General features: G+C 73.1%; 13 protein-coding genes and 1 tRNA gene. 6 read left to right on the top strand and 8 right to left on the bottom strand.

Features of this window, described 5'->3' with window-relative positions; translation table 11 throughout:
* Positions 1 to 307: 307 nt before the first annotated feature.
* Positions 308 to 1045: a DsbA family protein gene (locus tag LO763_RS18145; RefSeq protein ID WP_230786911.1), complete on the bottom strand. Its 738-nt coding sequence runs from the start codon at positions 1043 to 1045 to the stop codon at positions 308 to 310.
* A 68-nt stretch (positions 1046 to 1113) separates the two neighbouring features.
* Between LO763_RS18145 and LO763_RS18140 the strand changes: the two genes are divergently transcribed.
* Entirely contained in the window at positions 1114 to 2784 is a 1671-nt protein-coding gene (locus LO763_RS18140) for a copper resistance CopC/CopD family protein (protein WP_230786909.1), read from the top strand.
* Positions 2785 to 2823: 39 nt separating this feature from the next.
* Here LO763_RS18140 and LO763_RS18135 read toward each other — a convergent pair whose 3' ends face one another.
* On the bottom strand, positions 2824 to 3681 hold the full coding sequence (locus LO763_RS18135; RefSeq protein WP_230786907.1) for a TatD family hydrolase: 858 nt from the start codon (positions 3679 to 3681) through the stop codon (positions 2824 to 2826).
* A 419-nt stretch (positions 3682 to 4100) separates the two neighbouring features.
* Here LO763_RS18135 and LO763_RS18130 point away from each other — a divergent pair, with 419 nt between their 5' ends.
* On the top strand, positions 4101 to 5219 hold the full coding sequence (locus LO763_RS18130; RefSeq protein ID WP_230786905.1) for a hypothetical protein: 1119 nt from the start codon (positions 4101 to 4103) through the stop codon (positions 5217 to 5219).
* A gap of 50 nt (positions 5220 to 5269) precedes the next feature.
* Here LO763_RS18130 and metG read toward each other — a convergent pair whose 3' ends face one another.
* A complete protein-coding gene (metG, locus tag LO763_RS18125; RefSeq protein WP_230786903.1) occupies positions 5270 to 7060 on the bottom strand; it encodes a methionine--tRNA ligase in 1791 nt (596 codons plus the stop codon).
* A 216-nt stretch (positions 7061 to 7276) separates the two neighbouring features.
* Here metG and LO763_RS18120 point away from each other — a divergent pair, with 216 nt between their 5' ends.
* From LO763_RS18120 to LO763_RS18105, 4 genes are all read left to right on the top strand, one after another.
* Complete coding sequence (locus LO763_RS18120; RefSeq protein WP_230786901.1) at positions 7277 to 8125, top strand: hypothetical protein; 849 nt, start codon at positions 7277 to 7279, stop codon at positions 8123 to 8125.
* Positions 8126 to 8436: 311 nt separating this feature from the next.
* A complete protein-coding gene (locus LO763_RS18115; protein ID WP_230786898.1) occupies positions 8437 to 10581 on the top strand; it encodes a transglycosylase domain-containing protein in 2145 nt (714 codons plus the stop codon).
* A gap of 61 nt (positions 10582 to 10642) precedes the next feature.
* On the top strand, positions 10643 to 12193 hold the full coding sequence (locus LO763_RS29980) for a dolichyl-phosphate-mannose--protein mannosyltransferase (RefSeq protein ID WP_230786897.1): 1551 nt from the start codon (positions 10643 to 10645) through the stop codon (positions 12191 to 12193).
* 93 nt (positions 12194 to 12286) lie between these two features.
* A tRNA-Ala gene (locus tag LO763_RS18105) sits at positions 12287 to 12362 on the top strand.
* A gap of 118 nt (positions 12363 to 12480) precedes the next feature.
* On the opposite strand, the gene LO763_RS18100 is transcribed toward LO763_RS18105, so the two are convergent.
* The 5 genes from LO763_RS18100 to LO763_RS18080 all read right to left on the bottom strand — a co-directional run bounded on the left by LO763_RS18100 (position 12481) and on the right by LO763_RS18080 (position 19044).
* Positions 12481 to 13524 carry a Gfo/Idh/MocA family protein gene (locus LO763_RS18100; protein WP_230786895.1) on the bottom strand — a complete coding sequence of 348 codons (1044 nt, stop codon included), beginning with the start codon at positions 13522 to 13524 and terminating at the stop codon, positions 12481 to 12483.
* The gene (locus tag LO763_RS18095; RefSeq protein ID WP_230787120.1) at positions 13521 to 14357 is read right to left on the bottom strand and encodes a sugar phosphate isomerase/epimerase family protein; all 837 of its coding nucleotides are present in this window, start codon (positions 14355 to 14357) and stop codon (positions 13521 to 13523) included. Before LO763_RS18095 ends, LO763_RS18100 begins: the two co-directional genes overlap by 4 nt.
* A gap of 247 nt (positions 14358 to 14604) precedes the next feature.
* Positions 14605 to 15504, bottom strand: coding sequence for an alpha/beta fold hydrolase (locus tag LO763_RS18090; RefSeq protein ID WP_230786893.1), 900 nt, complete (start codon positions 15502 to 15504; stop codon positions 14605 to 14607).
* Between the two features lie 238 nt (positions 15505 to 15742).
* Positions 15743 to 17506, bottom strand: coding sequence for an ABC transporter ATP-binding protein (locus LO763_RS18085; protein WP_230786892.1), 1764 nt, complete (start codon positions 17504 to 17506; stop codon positions 15743 to 15745).
* Positions 17506 to 19044, bottom strand: coding sequence for an ABC transporter transmembrane domain-containing protein (locus LO763_RS18080; protein ID WP_230786890.1), 1539 nt, complete (start codon positions 19042 to 19044; stop codon positions 17506 to 17508). Before LO763_RS18080 ends, LO763_RS18085 begins: the two co-directional genes overlap by 1 nt.
* Positions 19045 to 20046: the final 1002 nt, after the last annotated feature.

Raw genomic sequence — 20046 nt, 5'->3', positions numbered from 1 at the left:
GGTCGGCTCCCGGCGCAGCGCCATGACCGGACTCACGCACGAGCGGCGACCGCCGCCCTCCGCGATCGCCGCACCCGCCGGGCACCCTGGTGCCAGAGGCGCTCCGGTGCGGCCCTCACGACCCGGCCCGTGCCCGGGGACCGGTGCTCGGACCGCTCGCCGCGGCAGTGTCGCACCCGCCGGGCACGCTCGATCCGGGGGCGACGCCGCCCGGCCCCCAGCGGCTCTCCCCCTGCCCGAGAACCGGTCCCGCAACGCCGAGGGGCGCAGGCGCCTTCGCGCCCGCGCCCCTGGAGACCCCCGCCGGTCAGGCGGCGTCGATCGCCGCCTGGACCTCCTTGGCGAAGTCCTGGTTCTCGACCACCTCGCCGTCGACCTTCGCGGTCGGCGTCCCCTGGATGCCGCCCTCGCCGGTCGCCCACTCGGTGCCCTCCTTGACCCAGCCCCGGTACGTCTCGGCCTCCACGCAGGACTGCCACTCCGAGCCCAGGCCCGCCTCCTCGGTGCCGATCCTGATCAGCTCCTCGTCGGTCAGCCCCGTCGAGTTCTCCGCCGGCTGGTTCTCGTACAGCGCGAGCGTGTAGTCGAGGAACTCCTGCGGACCGGCGTCCGCCGCGCACACCGCCGCCGCCGCCGAACGGCTCGAGTACTCCGTGCCCGCCGAGAGGCGGTCCAGGATCGCGACCGGATGGTAGTTCACGGTGACCGAGCCCTCGTCGATCCAGCCCTGGAGGTCGCCCGCGTACGTCGACTCGAACTGGTTGCAGGCGGGGCACATGAAGTCGATGAACAGGTCCACCTCGACCGGCCCGTCGCCGATCTGCACCCCGAACTCGTCCGTCACGTTCGCCGTCGGCGTCGCCACCTCGTACTCGGGCTCGCGGTTCATCCAGATGCCGAACACCAGGAGCCCCCCGATCAGCACCACGGCGGCGCCGATCGCCACCCCGAACACGATCTTGCGGCGCCTGGCCTCCGCCTCCTGCTGCCGGCGCAGCGCCTCGGCGGCCTTCCTGCGCTCGGTCTTCCGCTCGGAACTGCCCATCAGCTCGCCCAGCCTTTCTCCGGTCCAACTCTCGATTCACGAAGCGGATTCGAGTACGCTCAGCGGCGATGCAACGCCGCCGAACCACCAGCAGCCCCGCCACCGGCCGGCCCGCGGGCCCGCGCCTCGCCGTCCGCCTCGCCTGGTCGTCGCTCGCGGCAGCACTCGTCGGCGTGCTCTGGGCCTCCGCGGCATCGGCTCACGCGACCGCGACCAACACCGACCCCGCCTCCGGGGCCGTCCTGGACGCCCCTCCCGGCGAAGTCGTCGTGGAGTTCAACGAGCCAGTCACCCCCGTGGACGCGGCCACCGGCGTCGTGGCTCCCGATGGTGACCGAGCCGACACCGGCATCACCCAGAACGAGGACGCCACCGCCGTCACCATCGCGGTCGAGTCCGATCTCGACGGCACCTACCTCGTCGGCTACCGCGTCGTCTCCCACGACGGCCACCCCGTCTCCGGCACCTTCACCTACTCGGTCGGCGCCCCCTCCGAAGCCCCCAGCGCCGAAGCGCTCGTGGCCGGGACCGACCCGTTCGTGCAGGCCCTCCTCTACGGCAACCGCTGGATCGGCTACGCCGGGCTCGCCCTCGCCCTCGGCGCGGGCCTCCTGCTCGGCGCCGGCGCCCGCCCCCGCGACGCCGCGGCCCGGCTGGTCGCCGTCGGCCTCTCGCTGGTCGCCATGACCGCCGTCCTCGGCCTGCCCCTCCAGGCCGCCTACGAGACCGGGACGAGCGTCTCCGGGCTCGACGCGGTCGCCCTCCAGACCGTCATGGAGTCGAACGTCGGCCTCGCCGCACTCCTGCGGCTGCTCCTGGTGCTGCTCGCGCTGCCGCTCATGCGCGTCACCGTCACCGGCGCGGACGAGCCGCAGCGGCGGATGCTCGCCGGGCTCGCCGCGGTCGGCCTCGGGCTCGCGGCCACCTGGCCGCTCGCCGGGCATCCGATGGCGACCGAACCGGTGGCCGTCGCCTTCATCGCCGACCTCGTCCACCTCGCGAGCTCCCTGGCCTGGGGCGGCGGCGTGCTCGCGCTCCTGATCCTGGCGCTGCGCAAGGACATCGAGATCCCCGACCGCACCGCCGAGTTCTGGACCGCGCTGGTGCCGTGGCTCGTCGCGAACGTGCTCGTGGCCGGGCTCGCCTCGGCGCTGCTCCACATCGACTCGATCGCGGCGCTCACCGACACCGCGTACGGGCGCCTGGTGATGCTCAAGGCCGGGCTGTTCGTCGTGATCGTGGGCATCGGGCTGTTCACGCGCCGCGCGCTCCTGCGCGGGGCCGAGGGGCGGCGCCGGCTCCGCGTCGCGGCGGGCGTCGAGGTCGCGTTCCTGGCCGTCGTGATGGCGGCCGTCGCGGTGCTCGTGCAGGCCGTGCCCGCCAAGACCGCGCTGCTGGAGACCGACACGACCGAGTCGGCGTCGACCGAGACGGCCACGCTCGTGACCACCGACGCCTACGCCGCGCAGCTCGTGCTCGAGCCCGGGCGGCCCGGCCCCAACAGCGTCCGGATCCTCGCCGACGGCCTCGACGGCGAGCCGTTCCCGGCCGTGGAGTGGACGGCCGAGTACGGGCTCGAAGGCGAGGCGCCCGAGGAGCTGCGCCTCATCGAGCTGCGCACCGGCATCCTCGCGGGGGAGGTGAGCCTCCCGGCCGCGGGCCGGTGGGTCTTCACGTTCACGCTCACCGACGCGGAGGGGACCACGGCGACCGCCGAAGCGGTCGTGGACGTCAGCTGACCGCGGTCCTCATATCTCCTGCGTGATCCCGGACCGGGTTCACCAGGTGCCGAAGGCGTTCTCGGTGTTCTGCCACAGGCGCTGGCACCAGGCCTCCAGGTCGCGTTCGAGGTACTCGGCGAGGAACCGGGCCGTGTAGTTCGTCAGCGCCGGGTGGTTGCGGTGGCCGCGCACCGGGACCGGGGCCATGAAGGGCGCGTCGGTCTCGACCAGGACCAGCTCGGGCGGGGCGACGCTCGCGGCGTCGCGCAGGTGCTGCGCGTTCTTGAACGTCACGTTCCCTGCGAAGCTCATGAAGAAGCCGCGCCGCGCGCACTCCTTGGCGAACGCGAAGTCGCCCGAGAAGCAGTGCAGGACCACGCGGTCGGGCGCGCCGTCGGCGTCCAGGATCGACAGGACGTCCTCGTGGGCGTCCCGGTCGTGGATGACCAGGGCCTTGCCGCGCTGCTTCGCGATCTCCACGTGGGCGCGGAAGGACCGCTGCTGGGCGGCGCGGCCGGACTCGTCGGTGCGGAAGTAGTCGAGGCCGGTCTCGCCGAGGGCCGCCACGCGCGGCAGCGCCGCGACGGCGTCGACCGCGGCGAGGGCGGCGTCGAGGTCGGGCAGGCGGGGCGCCTCGTTCGGGTGGAGGGCGGCGGCGGCCAGGACGCGGGGGTCGGCGGCGGCGAGCTCGGCGGCCCAGCGGGAGGAGTCGACGTCGGTGCCGACCTGCACGACCCGGGCGACCCCGGCGGCCTCGGCCTCGTCCAGGCGCGCCCGGACCTCGGGGGCGCCGGGCGCGGGCGCCGGGAGCTCCTCGTCGGCGCCGAAGGTGTCGACGAGGTCGAGGTGGGTGTGGCTGTCGGCGACGGGGAACGGGAGCGGCTCGGGCGCCGGCGCGGGTTCGGATCGGTACACGCGTCAACGATGCCACGCGCCGCGTTCACACGTCCGGGTGACATCGTCCCCGGCGGGCCCGTTTTCTGTCGGACCCGCGGGGAAGCATTGCCGCCACGGTCCCCGGGGAGGGTGGGGGTTGGGGATGGCACTACGGCCTTCAGGTACGGCGTTCCCGCCCTGAAACCGCGCCCCGGCGCGGGGCACCGTGCCCGGCCCGCTGTGCCGCGCCGTTCCCGTGCCGCCCCTGCACCGGCGCGGCACCGCGCCGCCCGGCCGCCCCGGCGCCGCCCCGCGTCCGTAACACCTTCTTCACGCACCCGACATCCGCCCCTGACAGCCGGCCCCTACGTTGGCGGGCAACCGTGCACCGACAGTGGACGCACCGACACTCCCCGCCGCCACAGCAGCCCCACCGCGCATGACGAATCGAGCCGCACATGACCCGCGACCTCGCGTCCCGCCGCAACCGCGCCGCAGCGCTCCAGCAACGCCGCCCCGCCGTCCCGGCCGACCACACCGAGACCCCCATCCTCGCCACCGTCGAATGGCAGGGCGAGAAGTACCCCGGCGCCCCCTACGCCGACGGCGCCGCCTGGGAGCTCTTCTCCGCCCTCCCGCGCCCCGACTTCCTCCCCAACACCCGCCCCGGCACCGAGTTCCCCCACCGCCGCTTCGTGCACGCCAGCGAGGTCCTGCGCGACGGCGTCCCCGCCGTCGCCGACGACCAGGCCCTCACCGTGCCCCTCGCGCCCGGACTCGACCTCGAGTACGTCCGCCGCCTCACCCAGACCCCGCACCTCGACCCGGCCGCCCGCGCCCTCCTCGACCGCGTCCGCCGCTCCGCGCCGCTCGCCCCCGGCGACCTCCTCGAACGGCCCGTCACCGCCGCGCAGGCCGCGCGCCTCATGGAGACCGCCGCCGTCCCCGGCGGCTTCTGCTACCGCCGCTGGGACACCGCCCACCTGCGCACCCCCGCCGCCCGCTCCGTGCTCGGCGGCGAGACCGAACCGGGCGACCGGTGGGCGTTCGCGCTGCGCTGGCCCGTCGCCGACCCCGCCGACTACGAGGCGCCCGTCGCCCCCGACTACGAGGGCCTCACCGCCATGCCCTCCTCCGACCGGCGCGGCATGCCCGTCCTCGGCACCGGCTTCGCGATCTCCGCCGCGCACCTCCTGCCCGAGCACGTCACCGCCGACCTCACCGACCTGCCGCTCCCCGAGGGCGCCCGCATCGTCGCGTACGCGACCAGCGGCGCCGAGTACGAGCTGCTCGACTACGCCGACCGGCAGTGGACGCCGCTGCGCCCCGACCGCCCCGTCGACCTCCCCGGCGTCGAGCTCGGCCGCGCCCACCAGGTGCGCCGGGTCCTGCGCGAGGCGACCCGCGTCGTCTGGAACGGCATCGCGGGCTCCCTCGTCGACGCCGACGAGGAGTGGGCCCGCTTCCGCATCGCCCGCCCCGGCCCCGACGTCCTCTCCCGCACCGGCGCCGAGGCCGTCCGCCGCGGCGTCTACGAGAAGTGGGTCGCCCGCGCCGAGGTCGCCCCCGCGGTCTGAACACGGCGAAGCGGCCCCGGCGATCCGCCGGGGCCGCTTCGGCGATGCTCCTACGAGTGCAGCCGCTCGATCTCCTCGTCCACGATGGACGGCTCGAGCTTCGTGAACACCGGCACCGGCTTCGCCAGCGGCGTCCCCGGCGCCAGCGGCACGGACTCCCACTTCGGGACGTCCGCGTAGTCGCCGGTCAGGATCGGGTAGGTCCCGTTCGTCGCGCCGCCCTCGTCCAGGTCTGCGACCTCCTCGATGTGCGGCATCGGCGCGAACACGCCCTCGCCGCCGAGCAGCTCGTGCACCCGCTGCGAGGAGTGCGGCAGGAACGGGCTCATGATCGTCTTCAGGTCCGAGACCGCCTGGAGGACCGTGAACAGCACCGTGCCCTGGCGCTTGGGGTCCTCCTTCATCTTCCACGGCGCGGTGTCGGCGAGGTACTTGTTGGCCGCCGCGACCGCCTTCATGGCCTCGCCGATGCCCGCCCGGACCTTGTTGGCGCCGATCAAGTCGCCGACGGCGTCGAACGCCGCCTTCGTGGCCGCCAGGAGCTCCCGGTCGACCTCCTCCAGCTCGCCCGGCTCGGGCACGGCCCCGAAGTTCTTCGCGGCCATGGCGATCGACCGGTTCACCAGGTTGCCCCAGCCGGCCACCAGCTCGTCGTTGTTGCGGCGCAGGAACTCCGCCCACGTGAAGTCCGAGTCCTGGTTCTCCGGGCCCGCCGCGCAGATGTAGTAGCGCAGCGCGTCGGGGGAGTACCGCTCCAGGAAGTCCCGCACGTAGATCACCACGCGCCGCGAGGACGAGAACTGCTTCCCCTCCATGGTGAGGAACTCCGAGGACACGACCTCGGTCGGCAGGTTCAGCCTCCCGAGCGCGCCCGGCTCGCCGCCGCCGGCGCCCTCGCCGTTGGCGCCCAGGAGCATCGCGGGCCAGATCTCGGAGTGGAAGACGATGTTGTCCTTGCCCATGAAGTAGTACGAGACCGCCTCGGGGTCCTGCCACCAGCGCTGCCACGCGTCCGGGTCGCCCGAGCGCCGCGCCCACTCGATGGTCGCGCTCAGGTAGCCGATGACCGCGTCGAACCACACGTACAGGCGCTTGTCCGGGCGCTCGACCCAGCCTTCGAGGGGGATCGGCACGCCCCAGTCCAGGTCGCGCGAGATCGGGCGCGGCTGGAGGTCGTCGAGGAGGTTCTTGGTGAACCGCACGACGTTCGTGCGCCAGCCGGTGCGCGTGTCGAGCCACGCGTTCAGGGCGTCGGCGAACGCCGGGAGGTCGAGGAAGAAGTGGTCCTCCTCCACGAACTTGGGGGTCTCGCCGTTGATCCGCGACTTCGGGTCGACCAGGTCGGTCGGGTCGAGCTGGCGGCCGCAGTTGTCGCACTGGTCGCCGCGCGCCGAGTCGAACCCGCAGTGCGGGCAGGTGCCCTCGATGTAGCGGTCGGGGAGGGTGCGGCCCGTCGACGGGCTGATCGCCCCGAGCGTCTTCTTCTGGAGGATGTAGCCGTTGCCGTAGAGCGTGGTGAACAGCTCCTGCACGGTCTTGTAGTGGTTCCCGGTGGTCGTGCGCGTGAACAGGTCGTACGACAGGCCCAGCGCGTCCAGGTCCTCCACGATGATCCGGTTGTACTTCGCGGCCGCCTCGGCGGCCTTGAGGCCCTCCGAGTCGGCCTGCACCAGGATCGGCGTGCCGTGCTCGTCGGTGCCGGAGACCATGAGGACGTCGTGACCGCGCATGCGCATGTACCGGGCGAAGACGTCGGCGGGGACCCCGAATCCCGCCACATGGCCGATGTGGCGCGGGCCGTTGGCGTAAGGCCAGGCCAGCGCGGTCAGTACGTGTGTCATGCGCCCCATGGTATCGGTCCAACCTCCGGGACCGGCATCGTCCGACCGCCGGTGCGGCGGCCGCCGCGCCCGTACTCGACACGGCGATCCGGGCGCGATTGCGCCCGGCTTCGCCGATTCGGTGATGCAATAACCGGTATGTCTGGAACACGCCGCGCAGCCGCTCCTCAGCCACAGCCGGCACCACGCGGGCCCGAGGCCGCCGGCGGCGCCGCGGTGCCGCAGGTCCCGGCCGCCTACGGCGCCGACAGCGCCGCGGCCGGGGAGCCGGACGGGACCGCGCCGCCCGAGTCCGCGCCGGTCGAGGCGGCCACGCAGCAGGCGGTGCCCGACCTGCACACCGACCAGGCGTCCTACGCGGGACGCGACCCGCACCCGGGCGCGCACCCGGGCCTCGGCCCGCACGCCGACCCGGCCGCGCACCCGGGCGCCGGGCACGGCCCGCTCGCCCCGCACCCGCGGCCCGCCCCGCAGCGAGGGCCGCTCGGCTCCCAGACCGAGGGCATGGCCGCGATCCGGGCCGTGTGGGAGCGCGCGGCCGAGTCCGAGCGCCGCCGCCCCGCGCGCCCCGGCCGCCCCCACCCCCGCCGCGAGCCCAAGCGCCTCGGACCGGCCCTCCTCGGCGTCCTCGTCTGCGCGTGCCTGCTCATGTTCTTCGCGTGGGCCGCCGCACCCGCCCTGTGGATCTCCGTGGGCCACAGCCAATCCGGCACGGCGACCGTGACCTCCTGCCAGACCGGGTTCGCGCCCTCGTGCACCGGCGTCTTCAGCACCGGCGACTGGTCCAAGGAGCTCGCCCTCACCGGCGAGGTCACCGCCGACGACCTCGGCGCCGCACTGCCCGCCCGCGCCACCGGCCCCGACGCCCACAACGCGTACGTCGGCGGCACCGGCGGCCTCGTCCTGCGCTGGGCCCCCGCGCTCGTCCTGTTCATGGCCGCCGCGTTCGCGCTCGTCGCCGTCTCCGGCGCCACCCGGCTCTACGAAGGACGCTCCGCCGCAATCGGCCTGTCCTGGGCCGCCGCCGGCGCCGTGCTCGCCGTCGCCCTCGCCTTCGCCTGGTGAACGCGGCCGCCGAGCGGCCGGGCGGGGACCGGACGCTCCGCCGACGCGGAGGCCGGGACACGCCGCGCCGCCCGGCCCACGCCGCACGGCCGTTCCCGCCGTTACCAGGCGGTGACCGCCGGCGGCGGGCGACGCGCCCGTATCCGGACCGTCTGTAACCGCCCCCACCTGGGTCGGCCTGCCTCCCCGCCCCCGAACCGCGGCGTCGTAGAGTGGACGCGCCCCCGGAACTCCGCCTGACTCGGCGCTACGACGCGCCCAACTGAATTGACCGTTCATTCCCCATGTTTCGGGGCTCCCCGGGAGACAGCGTGAGTGCATCTTCGAAGCCGGTGGCGCAGACCTGGTTCGGACCCATCACCGCCGTGCAGCGGCGCGCCATGTTGGCGCTCGTGCCGGTCGCGGTGGCGTTCGGCCTCGTGGTCGGCGTGGCCTTCCTGCCGTTCGTGTCGAGCGTCGGCGGCCTGGCCAAAGTCGGCTCCGAGACCGTCCTCGAGCTCCCCGACGAGCTCGTCCTCCCCCCGGCGCCGGAGTCCTCGACCCTGTACGCCTCGGACGGCGAGACGGTCATCGCGACCTTCGGCGACCAGTACCGGGTCCAGCTCGAGTACGACCAGATCCCCGCGTCGGTGATCGACGCGCTCGTCGCCACCGAGGACTCGAACTTCTTCGAGCACAACGGCGTCGACCCCGAAGGCGTCATGCGCGCCCTGGTCACCAACATCGCCGAGGGCGACACCTCCGAGGGCGCCTCGACCATCACCATGCAGTACGTGCGCCAGGTCCTCTCCTACACCGCGACCACGCCCGACGAGGTCGCGGCCGCCAGCGAGGTCACCATCGACCGCAAGGTCAAGGAGATGGGGTACGCGCTGGCGCTCGAAGAGGAGATGTCGAAGCAGGAGATCCTCACCAACTACCTCAACACCGTCTACTTCGGCAACGGCGCGTACGGGATCGGCGCGGCCGCCCAGGTCTACTTCGGGAAGGTCCCCGCCGACCTCACCGTCCCCGAGTCGGCGCTGCTCGTCGGCCTGATCCAGTCGCCGTCGAACTACGACCCCATCAACGGCTCCTCCGAGGCCGCGAAGGTCCGCCGCGACCACGTCATCAACCGCATGGTCGCCATCGACGTCCTCACCGCCGCCGAAGGCGACGAGGCCAAGGCGACCGACCTCGGCCTCAACCCGCAGGACGCCAACAACACCTCCGGCGGCGCGATCGACTCCGAGTACGGCTTCTTCGTCGACTACTTCGAGCAGTGGTGGGAGCAGCAGGAGGACTTCGGCGAGACCGAGGAGGAGCGCACCGCGCGCCTCTTCCGCGGCGGCTACGAGATCGTCTCCACCCTCGACGCGGACCTCCAGGACGCCTCCCAGGAGGCCGTCGAGGACCAGCTCGAGACCGGCTCGGAGTACGCGCTCGGCTCCGTCGTCATCGAGCCGGGCACGGGCGCGATCCAGGTCATGGCCGTCAACCGCAACTACTCCAACGACATCTCCGACAACGGCCCCAACACCTCGGCGCCCGAGTACAAGGGCACCTACCCCAACACCACGAACCCGCTCCTGAGCGGCAACTCCGCGGTCCCCGGCTACCAGGCCGGCTCGTCGTTCAAGATGTTCACCATGCTCGCGGCCCTCGAGGAGGGCCTGCCGCTGGACACCACGATCTACTCGCCCTACCAGTACACGTCGCAGTACGTCGTGACGCCCGGCGGGCCCTCGGCGTGCGGGAACCGCTGGTGCCCCAAGAACGCCTCCGAGTCCGAGGTCGGCGACTACAACATGTGGACCGGCTTCGGCGAGTCGGTGAACACCTACTTCGTGCAGCTGGCCGAGCGCATCGGCGTCGACAAGTCCATCGAGATGGCCGAGCGCCTCGGCATCCAGTTCCGCAACCCGACCGACCTCAGCCACGTCACGAACAACCCCGAGACCTTCGGGACGTTCGTCCTCGGCGTCACCCAGACCACGCCGATGGACATGGCCGCCGCCTACGCGGCGCTCCCGGCCGACGGCCTCTACTGCGCGCCGATCCCCGCGACCAGCGCCGTGACCGGCACCGGCGGGGCGATCACCTTCGCGAGCGACTGCGAGCAGGCGATCAGCACCGATGTCGCGCGCGCCGCCGTCGACGCGGCCCGCTGCCCGACCGCGGACGGCGCGGTCGCCGGCAACTGCACGTGGGGCACCGCCCCGCAGGTCGGCGACGCCGTCGACGGGCCCGTCGCGGGCAAGACCGGCACCACCGACGGGAACTCCACGAACTGGTTCGTGGGCTTCACGCCCAACGCCGCGGCCGCCGCGTTCGTCGCCGACCCCGACAGCCCCCAGAACGTGGTGGGCAGCGCGAACCTCGGCAAGCCCGCCAACGCGGTCGCCGACATCCTCGCCGCGCAGTGGGACCTGAACGGGGAAGGGGAGTTCACGCCCCCGACCGAGCTGGTGCATTAGCGGGCCGGAGGGCCGGACATCGGTCGCCGGGGGCTCGTGAACACCCCCTAGACTCACTTCGGTGAGCGCCACCGCAGTCCGGCCCGAGCAGCCGCCCGCCGCCTGGCGGCCGACCCCGCTCCCCGGCCCCCTCCCCGCCGTCCGGGAACGCCTCGCCGGCACCCTCCCCGGCGACGCCCGCCGCGCCCTCTGGGTGACCCTCGCGGTCACCGGGATCGCCGCGGTGCTGCGCCTGATCGGCCTGAACCACCCCAAGGGCCTCATCTTCGACGAGGTCTACTACGCCCAGGACGCGCACTCGATGCTCTCCCACGGCGTCGAATGGGACCCCGGGGCCGACGGCTCGGCGTACGTCGCCCACCCGCCGTTCGGCAAGTGGCTCATCGGCCTCGGCGAGACGGCCTTCGGCTACGACGAGGTCGGCTGGCGCATCAGCGCGGCCGTCGCCGGGATCATCGGCGTCGCGATCCTCATCCGGCTCATGCGCCGCCTCACCGGCTCGACCCTCCTGGGCGGCACCGCCGGGCTCCTCCTCGCCGTCGAGGGCAGCCACTTCGTGCTCTCGCGGACCTCGCTGCTCGACATCTTCATCGCCACGCTCCTCCTCGGCGCCATGTACTGCCTCGTCCGCGACCGCGACTGGCGCCGCGCCGGATGGCTCGCCGCGATCGACGACGGCCTCGACCCCGCCCGGCGGCGCCCCCGCCTGGGCATGCCGTGGTGGCGGATCGCCTGCGCGGTGCTCCTGGGACTCTCCATGGCCACCAAGTGGAGCGCCCTGTGGTTCATCATCGCCGCGATCGTCCTGTACATCGTGTGGGACTGGCGCCTGCGCGTCGACGTCGGCGCCCGCAGGCCCTTCCGGGACACCCTCATCTACGAGTTCGGGCAGAACCTGTGGTTCGGGCTCCTCGCCATCGGCGTGTACGTCGCCTCCTGGACCGGGTGGTTCCTCAACGACACCGGCTCCTACCGGCACTGGCTCGCCGACCAGGGCGAGAGCGAACCGCCCGTCGTCGGCGCGCTCGTGAACTGGTGGCAGTACCACATGAGCGTCCTCGACTTCCACGAAAACCTCTCGTCCGAGCACGCCTACCAGTCCTGGCCGTGGGAGTGGCTGTTCAACCTGCGGCCTGTGGTCTTCTACTGGAGCTCGGACGTGAACTGCGGCGCGGGCGAGTGCGCCGGCGAGATCCTGCTCCTGGGCACGCCGCTGCTGTGGTGGACGTTCGTGCCCGCCGCGCTCGCGCTCCTGGTGTGGGCGCTCGTCAAACGCGACTGGCGGGCCTGGTTCCTCCTGACGGGCCTCGGCGCGGGCATCCTCCCGTGGTTCCTCTACCCCGACCGCACCATGTTCTTCTTCTACACGGCCCCGGCCGTCCCGTTCTTCATCGGCGCGGTCACCTGGGCCCTCGGCATGATCATCGGCAGGCACCGCCGCGGCGAGCCCTCCCTCGGCTCACCGGAGCGGCGCCTGACCGGGGCGCTCGTCGCGGGGGCGTTCCTCGCCGTCATCGTCCTGTGCTTCGCCTACTTCTGGCCGATCTACACCGGCGAGGCGCTGCCGCGCGAGGAGTGGCACGCGCGGATGTGGCTCGACTCCTGGATCTAGGAGGGGCCCCCGAACGACTCGCGGGGAAGAGACCCGGCCCACACCGCTCCCTCGCGGGCCCCGTGCGGCGCTGTGCTAATCTTGTCGCCGCTGGGGGCTTTGGCGCAGTTGGTAGCGCGTCTCGTTCGCAATGAGAAGGTCAGGGGTTCGAATCCCCTAAGCTCCACCAGCTCAGGGCCGGTTTCCCATCACGGGGAACCGGCCCTGAACCGTTCTGGTAGCAGTAGCGGTAGCAGCGGGGGCGGCCACCCGGTCCGGTGGCCGCCCCCGTCTTGCTTCGCGCGGTCTCAGAGGCGCACGGGCGCGCCCGTGCGGGCGGCCTCGTACAGGCCGGTCACCAGCGCGACGGCCTGCCGGTTCTCCTCCAGGCCCACCCGGACCGCCTCCTCGCCGCGGAGCGCGGCGAAGAAGTTCCGGTACTGGCGCACGAGCGCATCCGGTTGCGCCGCACCGGCACCGTGCTCCCCGGCCTGGTTCGGGCTCTGGCCCGGGGCGCCCATGAACACCTCGGGGCGCTCGGTGCCCGCCGGCGTGCGGTGGAAGAACACCAGCCGGTCGTTCTCGATCACCGCCGAACCCCGGTCGCCGTGCACCTGGAGGCGCGCGGTCAGTCCCGGGTAGACGGCCGTGGAGGCGTGGATCGTGCCGACCGCCCCGGACGCAAAGCGCACGGCCCCGACCGCGACGTCCTCGGTCTCGAGCCGCTCGTGGGCGAGCGTCGCGGTGAACCCCACGACCTCCACCGGGCGGCCCATGGCCGCCACCAGCAGGTCCACGGTGTGCACGCCCTGGTTCATGAGCGCCCCGCCGCCGTCGAACTCCCACGTGCCCCGCCACGCGCCCGAGTCGTAGTACGCTTGCCCGCGCCACCAGTCGATGTTCGCCGTCCCCGACGTGAGGCGGCCGAGCTCGCCCGCGCGGATCGCCTCGACCACCGTCTCGGTCGCCGGGTCGAACCGGTGCTGCGAGACCACGGCGACGAGCCTGCCGGTGCGCTCCCGGGCCGCGATGACGCGGTCGATGCGCTCGACGGTGACGTCGGCGGGCTTCTCGATCACCACGTGCGCGCCCGCGTCGAGCGCCCGGACGGCCGCGTCCCCGTGCAGACCCGTCGGCGTGCACACGACGGCGACGTCCGCGCCCGTCGCCTCGACGGCGGTCTCGACGTCGCCGAAGGCCTGCGCGCCGCAGCGCTCGGCCATGTCCTCGGCCCGGGCCGGGTCGAGGTCGACCACCGCCGCCAGCTCGGCCTCGCCGGGGAACGCCCCGAGGGCCTCGGCGTGCCGGGCGGAGATGACGCCGGCGCCGACGATCGCGAACCGCAGCGTCACACCAGCACCGCCCCGGCCTCGGCCGCGAGCGCCGCGAACGCGCGGGCGGCCCGCCCGAACGCTTCGGGCCCTTCGCGGTTCGGCCCCGACGGCGAGGCCGCCAGGTGCGGTTCGAGGGACGCGAACCCGGTGAACCCGTCCGCGCGCATCGCCGCGAGGGTCTCCCGCAGCTGACCGTCGCCCTCGCCGGCCGGCACGACCGCGCCGGTCGCCAGAATCGCGTCCTTGACCTGGAGGTACTCGAGGTAGGGGCGCAGGATCGCGTACCCCTCGTCGAAGGGCCGCACGCCGACCTGCACGAAGTTCGCGCTGTCCCAGGCCACCCGGAGCGCGGGCGAGTCGACCGCGGCCATCAGGTCGAGGACGCGCTCGGGCGTGTCGCCGTAGATGCCCTTCTCGTTCTCGTGCAGCAGGACCAGGCCCTCGGCCTTCGCCGTGTCGGCGAGGGCGCCCATGCGCTCGAGGACGGCCTCGCGCACCGACTCGGGGGTCTGGTCGGCCTCGCGGTAGTAGGAGAAGATCCGCACGTAGCGGGTCCCGAACGCGTCGGCGACCCTGACGAGGCGCCGCAGCCGCTCCACCTCGTATCCGACCGGCTGCGACACCTGGCTCTTCCCGATCGGGGAGGCCACGGCCGACACGGCGGTCGACCGCTCCCGCAGCGCGGCCGTGACCCGGGCGAGGACCTCGTCGTCCATGTCGACGACGTTGACCCCCCATGCGCTGCGGACCTCGACGTGCCGCGCTCCGTGGGCCGCCAGCACGGCGGCCTGGACCGAGGGGTCGGGGTCGATCTCGTCGCCGAAGCCGGACAGCGTCCATTGCACCTGCATCTGCTCCAACCTTCTTCCTCACCGTTGCGGAAATCCAGAGCATCGGCGCCTCCCGGCCCTGCTCGCGGGCGCGATCCGGCCTCCGCACGGGGGTGCCGTGCGAGGTCCGCCGGGATTGGGAAGCGCTTTCCGGGCGACCTTACCCGGCCCGCGCCCCGCACGCAATCCCCGAGCGGCCCGAAGCACCGGCCGCACCGCGACGAAAGGCCGGCCTCCCGCGCGGGAGACCGGCCTTCCGCCGCAGCGCTCAGACCGGGACGGGGACCTTCCGGAGGTCCTCCACCGCCGTCGCGTACGCCAGATCCCCCAACGGCTCCTCGGCGAAGAACCGCGTCATCAGATCCACCAGCTGCGCCGGACGCTCCAGATGGATCAGATGATCGGCCCGGGCCAACTCCACATACCAGCTCTCCGGGCAGGTCAGCGCGAGCTCCCGGCACAGCTCCGGCGGCGTCAGCGTGTCGTGCTCACCGGTCGTGAACAGCACCGGCACCGCCGGCGGCACCGACGTGTCGATGATGTCCCGCGACAGCAGGCGGTTCGTGTTCGCGACGAACTTCGCCAGATCGCCCTCGTCGGCCGTCCCGAACCGCAGCGACAGGATGCGGCGCACCACCGCCTTCGCCGCGATCTCCGGGTGCGGGCTCATCAGCGCCTCCACCGCCGCGGGCCCGAACCGCTCGCGCGGCCCCGCCTCCGCCAGCGCCACCGCCGCCCGCATCATCGGCCGGGACGCCGCCGGAATGCCCGCCATCGTCCCCGCCAGGACCAGCCGCGCGATCCGCTCCGGATGCGTCTGCGCCAACCGGTACCCCACCGACGAGCCGTAGGAGCCCGCGAACAGGTTCACCCGCTCGATGCCCAGGTCGTCCAGCATCCGCACCAGCGCCTCGGCCGGAACGTCCGGACCCAGGTACGGCGGCAGCAGATCCGCCTCCCCCCAACCGGGCAGGTCCGGGCACAGCACGTCCGCCGACGCGAGCATCCCCTGCTCGACCCGGCCCCAGTCCTCCTTGCGGTGCATGGCCCCGCCCACCAGCACGACCGGATCCAGGCCGGGACTCTCCGAACGCGTCAGACGCGACCAGAACACATATCCCGCCAACCGGTGCTGGCGGACTGATGAAGGGACGGTCGTGCGCGGCATGGAGGCTCCCGTTCCAAGTTCGCGGCACGGGACGCCGTGCCGGTGATACGGGACTTCACCCTAGTGGTCAAAATGCGAATTTCTGGTATTTTGCAGGGCGTTATACGCATGTCGACCATTCGAGTGAGGCACCGCCCCGACCCCCGACCCGCAACGGCCGCGAACGCACCGGCCCCTCCGGCGCCCCGGACACGCCGAAGGGCCCGGGGCACCGCCCCGAGCCCTCCCTCGCCTCGCCTTAGGCCGCCACGCCCTTCCACGCCCACCACAGGTCCGCGTACGCGCCGCCCGCCTCCAGCAGCTCCGCATGCGAACCCTCCTCGGCGATACGGCCCTCCTGCACCACCGCGATCCGGTCCGCCGACTCCGCCGCCTGCAACTGGTGCGCGATCGCCACCACCGTGCGCCCCTCCAACGCCGCCGCCAGCGACGCCTCCACGTTCCCCGCACTGCCCGGATCGATCCCCGCCGTCGCCTCGTCCAGGATCACCACGTCCGGATCCGCCAGGATCACCCGCGCCAGCGCCAACTGCTGCGCCTCCGCCAGATTCAACTCGTGGTGCTCCTCCCCGAGCATCGTGTCCAGCCCCTCCGGCAGATCCGCCACCCAGCGCGCGTCCACCATGGCGAGGGCCGCCAGCAGCGCCTCGTCACCGGCCTCCGGCGCCGCCAGATTCAGATTCGACCGCAGCGGGGCCGTGAACACGTAATGCTCCTGGGTCACCAGGATCACCTTGCGCCGCAACGCCTCCAACGGCACCTCCGCCACCGGCGCGCCCCCCAGCGTCGCCGACCCCCGGCGCGGCCGGTCGATCCCCGCCAGCAACCGCGCGATCGTCGACTTGCCCGCCCCCGACGGCCCCACCACCACCAGGCGCTCACCGCGCCGCGGATGCAGACTCAACCCGTGCAGCACGTCCGGCCCGTCCCCGTACCCGAACGTCACGTCGTCCAGACGCACCTCGGCGCCCTCCGGCACCGCCTCGCGCACCTCGTCCGGCATGAGATGCACGCCCTCGACACGCGCCATCGCCGCCCCGCCCATCTGGAACTCGCTGAGCGCCATCGTCGTCCGGAACACCGGGCCGTCCAGCCGCAGCGTCAGCATCGCCACCGCCACCACCTGGCCCACCGTGACCCAGCCCTCCAGGTACCACAGGCTGCCCACGACCGTCACGATCACCGCCGGCAGCAGGAACGTCAAGTCCACCGACGGGAAGAACCACGTCTGGATCCGGATGATCCCCCGCAGCCGCTCCATGTGGGTCCCCGCCCGCGCATACCCGGCCCCGCCCCGCTCGCCCTGCATTCGGTACGCCGCCACCGTCTGCGCCCCCGCCGCCGAAGCCGTCAACGTCTCCGCGATCTCGCTCATCGCCGCCCGCTCCGCCAGGAACACCGGACTCGCCAACCGCAGATAACGCCGGGCCGTCAGTATCAGCGTCGGCACCCCCACCAGGAACAGCAGTCCCAGCACCGGGCTCACCACGAACGCCGCCGCCGTGATCACCACCGCCTCGATCGACGACACCGCGACCTCAGGGCCCGTCTTGCGCAGCAACTCCGCCACGGCCCCCACGTCACCCGACGTGCGCGTCGCCAGGTCGCCCGTCCCCGCACGCTCCACCGTGCCCAGCGGCAGCCGCAGCACCCGGTCGATGAACGACTCGCGCAGCCTCGCCGCCGCCCGCTCGCCCAACCGGTACCCCAGCTTCCGGCCCGTGCGCATGAGCACCAACTGGAGCACCACGCACGCGACGATGACCCCGCAGATCAGATCCACCCGGGACGCCGTCCACCCCGTCCCGATCCCGTCGATGACCTCACCGAGCATCACCGGCAGCGCCGCCCCCGCACCGGCCGCGGCCAGATACAGGACGACGACCCCCGCGAAAGCCGCCTTGTCCTCCGCCACAAGGCGCTTGAGCGCACTGAAGATCGCGGCCCGATCGGCCACGGGCAGGCGGCCGGCCACGGCCGGCTCGGGCGTCTGAACACTCATCAGGACTCCTGTCGCGAAGTGAGGGCGCGGTACTCGCGCTGACGGGACAGCTCGGCATGGGTGCCCGCGGCGCGGACCTTCCCGTCCACCATCCACACCACCGCGTCGGCCCGGGCGAGCCACAGCGGCGAGGCCGTGACCACGGCCGTGGTGCGGCCCTTGCGGACCGCGGACATGCGCGAGGCGATGAGGTTCTCGGTGTGCGCGTCCACCGCCGAGGTCGGCTCCACCGCGAGGAGCACCTCGGCGTCGGCGGCCAGCGCCCGCGCGAGCCGCAGCCGCTGCCGCTGGCCCCCCGACAGGTTCCGGCCCCCGTTGGTGACCTCGCCCTCGAGCGACGACCCGAGACTGGAGTGGACGTCCCCGGCGCAGGCCGCCTCGATCGCGGCCAGCGCCTTCGCCTCGTCCACGCGCAGCGTCTCCCCGAGGCTCTGGGCGAACAGGTAGTCCTCCCTCAGCAGCAGGACCCGCTCGCGGACCTCGTCCAGCGCCAGCGCGTCCAAGCGCGTCCCGCCCCACTCGGCATCCGACTCGCGATAACGCGCCAGGCGCTCCATCGCCGCCTCGGCGGGCTTGGCCTCGGCGCTCACGACGACGGTGAGCTTCCCCGGCTCGATCACGGCCGACGACCCCGGGTCCCGCAGCGGGCCCTCCGCCCCGCGCCCGGCACCCTCGTCGACGATGTCGCTGCGCGTGTTGAAGAACGCGGTGAGCCGCCGGGAGGCGACCTGCGCGGCGATCACCGCCTGCGCCATGCCGATCATCGCGCCCGAGTGCTGGGCCACGAGCGCGGTCATGCCGAACGCCGCCGAGAGCTCGCCCACGCTGATCGACCCGCCCAGGGCCAGCCGCGCCGCCACCCAGGTGATGACCGCGATGAGCGCCAGCGGCAGGCTGGTGCGCAGGCCCTGCACCCACGAGTCGGCCCGGGCCACCCCGTACCCGGCCTCGCGCAGGTCCGCCGAGGCCGCCCGGTAGCGCCGGGAGAACTGGTCCTCGCCGCCGACCCCGCGCAGCACCCGCAGGCCGCCCACGACGTCGGCGGCCTGCCCGGTGAGCGTGGCCACCGAGGCCCGGTAGGCGATCTGGTGGTGCTGGAGCCGGCTCAGGACCGGCCCCACGACGAACCCGATGAACACCACGCCCCCGGCGATCACGACGCCGAGCACGGGAGCGATGTTCCACAGCATCCCGGTGCCGACGCCGAGCATGACCACGCCCATCCAGCCGAATCCGAGCTGGAAGATGAACGAACCGGTCTTGTGGGCGTCCTGGGTGGAGAGGTTCACCATCTCACCCGGGGAGACGGCCCCCCGAACGCCCGTCCCGGCCCGGTTCAGGTGGTCGGTCAGGTTCTGCACCGTGCGCACGCGCGCGTGCGACTCGGCCATGAACAGCGCCCGGTACCCGGCGATGAAGATCCACGAGGACGCGATCGCGACCCCGATGAGCACGAGCGACCACGGCAGCAGCGGCCCGGTGTTCCCGGCGAGGAGCACCTCGTCGATGACCTTCGCGATGGCCCAGGGGAGCAGCACCCAGGACGTACCGGAGATGCTGAGCAGTACGAACCCGACCGCGACCAGGCCTGTGTGGGACCGGGCGACGTACCAGAGGTAGCGCCACGGGTCGGCGGGTATGTCCGCGGGGGACGGCGTCGGAGGGCGCAGCGGATTCGGCTTCACAACTCACAAAAGTAGGCATGCCCCTTGCCGCGCGACAAGCGCTTATCCGATGGCGCTTGGTGTGATTCACAGCGCGGCGTCGGGCCGGTGGTCCCGGGTCGGGTTCGGTGCCGGTGCCGGTGCCGGTGCCGGTGCCGGTTCGTCGTTCGTGGGCGGGGCCGGTGTGCCGGCGCGTCGGTGTGTCTGCTCGTTGCCGGTGGTGGCGGCGGGGTGTCCGGCTTGGCCGGGTCGGACACCCCGCGCGCCGCTCCGCGGAGGAGCGGCACCGGGCGGGGACCACGCGCGGGCGGCTTCCCGCGCGCGACCTCGGTATGGCGACGTTCGCGAATCCCCTTCTGTCGCCGCCGTCCCGCCGGTGCCGAACGGCTTTTTTGCTATCTATGCAACACGACGAGCGACCAGACGGCAACAACGAGTTCACCGCCTGTGGATAACTTCCCGCAGACGGCGTTCTCGCTGGTCGTTCGGTTGTGGATAACTCGGTGCGCTGGGCCCTCACCAGGGCCTCGGCGGCGGCGTGGAGGCCTGCCGTGAAGCGCGGGTTCGCGCCCATCACCGGTTCGGCGCGGGCGATCGCGCGCCACGCGTCGTCCTTGTAGGTCTCGTCGCCGGTGACCTGCCAGGCCTCCAGCAGCGCCGCGGCCGCCAGCGCCCAGCCCGAGGCCGTGGGGCCGTCGTGGACATCGGCCGGGCGCGTCACCAGCGACTCCGCGTCCTCGGCGGTGTCGAAGAAGCCGCCCTCGTAGTCGGTGAAGCGCTCGCGGACCTGCTCCAGGAGCCCCTGGGCCCGCGCGGTCCACTCGCCGCCCAGCCGCAGGAACCCGAGGGCGAGGGCCGCGTAGTCCTCCAGGATGC

This window comes from Glycomyces amatae, from assembly GCF_020991375.1.
In the GTDB taxonomy this organism is placed as follows: Bacteria; Actinomycetota; Actinomycetes; order Mycobacteriales; family Micromonosporaceae; genus Glycomyces; species Glycomyces amatae.
This window is presented reverse-complemented; position numbering and strand designations above follow the sequence as displayed.

Excerpts from the sequence above, each read along its gene's own strand:
- LO763_RS18145 (WP_230786911.1), bottom strand. The coding sequence starts at position 1,045 with ATGGGCAGTTCCGAGCGGAAGACCGAGCGCAGGAAGGCCGCCGAGGCG.
- LO763_RS18140 (WP_230786909.1), top strand. The coding sequence starts at position 1,114 with ATGCAACGCCGCCGAACCACCAGCAGCCCCGCCACCGGCCGGCCCGCG.
- LO763_RS18130 (WP_230786905.1), top strand. The coding sequence starts at position 4,101 with ATGACCCGCGACCTCGCGTCCCGCCGCAACCGCGCCGCAGCGCTCCAG.
- metG (WP_230786903.1), bottom strand. The coding sequence starts at position 7,060 with ATGACACACGTACTGACCGCGCTGGCCTGGCCTTACGCCAACGGCCCG.
- LO763_RS18095 (WP_230787120.1), bottom strand. The coding sequence starts at position 14,357 with ATGCAGGTGCAATGGACGCTGTCCGGCTTCGGCGACGAGATCGACCCC.
- LO763_RS18090 (WP_230786893.1), bottom strand. The coding sequence starts at position 15,504 with ATGCCGCGCACGACCGTCCCTTCATCAGTCCGCCAGCACCGGTTGGCG.
- LO763_RS18085 (WP_230786892.1), bottom strand. The coding sequence starts at position 17,506 with ATGAGTGTTCAGACGCCCGAGCCGGCCGTGGCCGGCCGCCTGCCCGTG.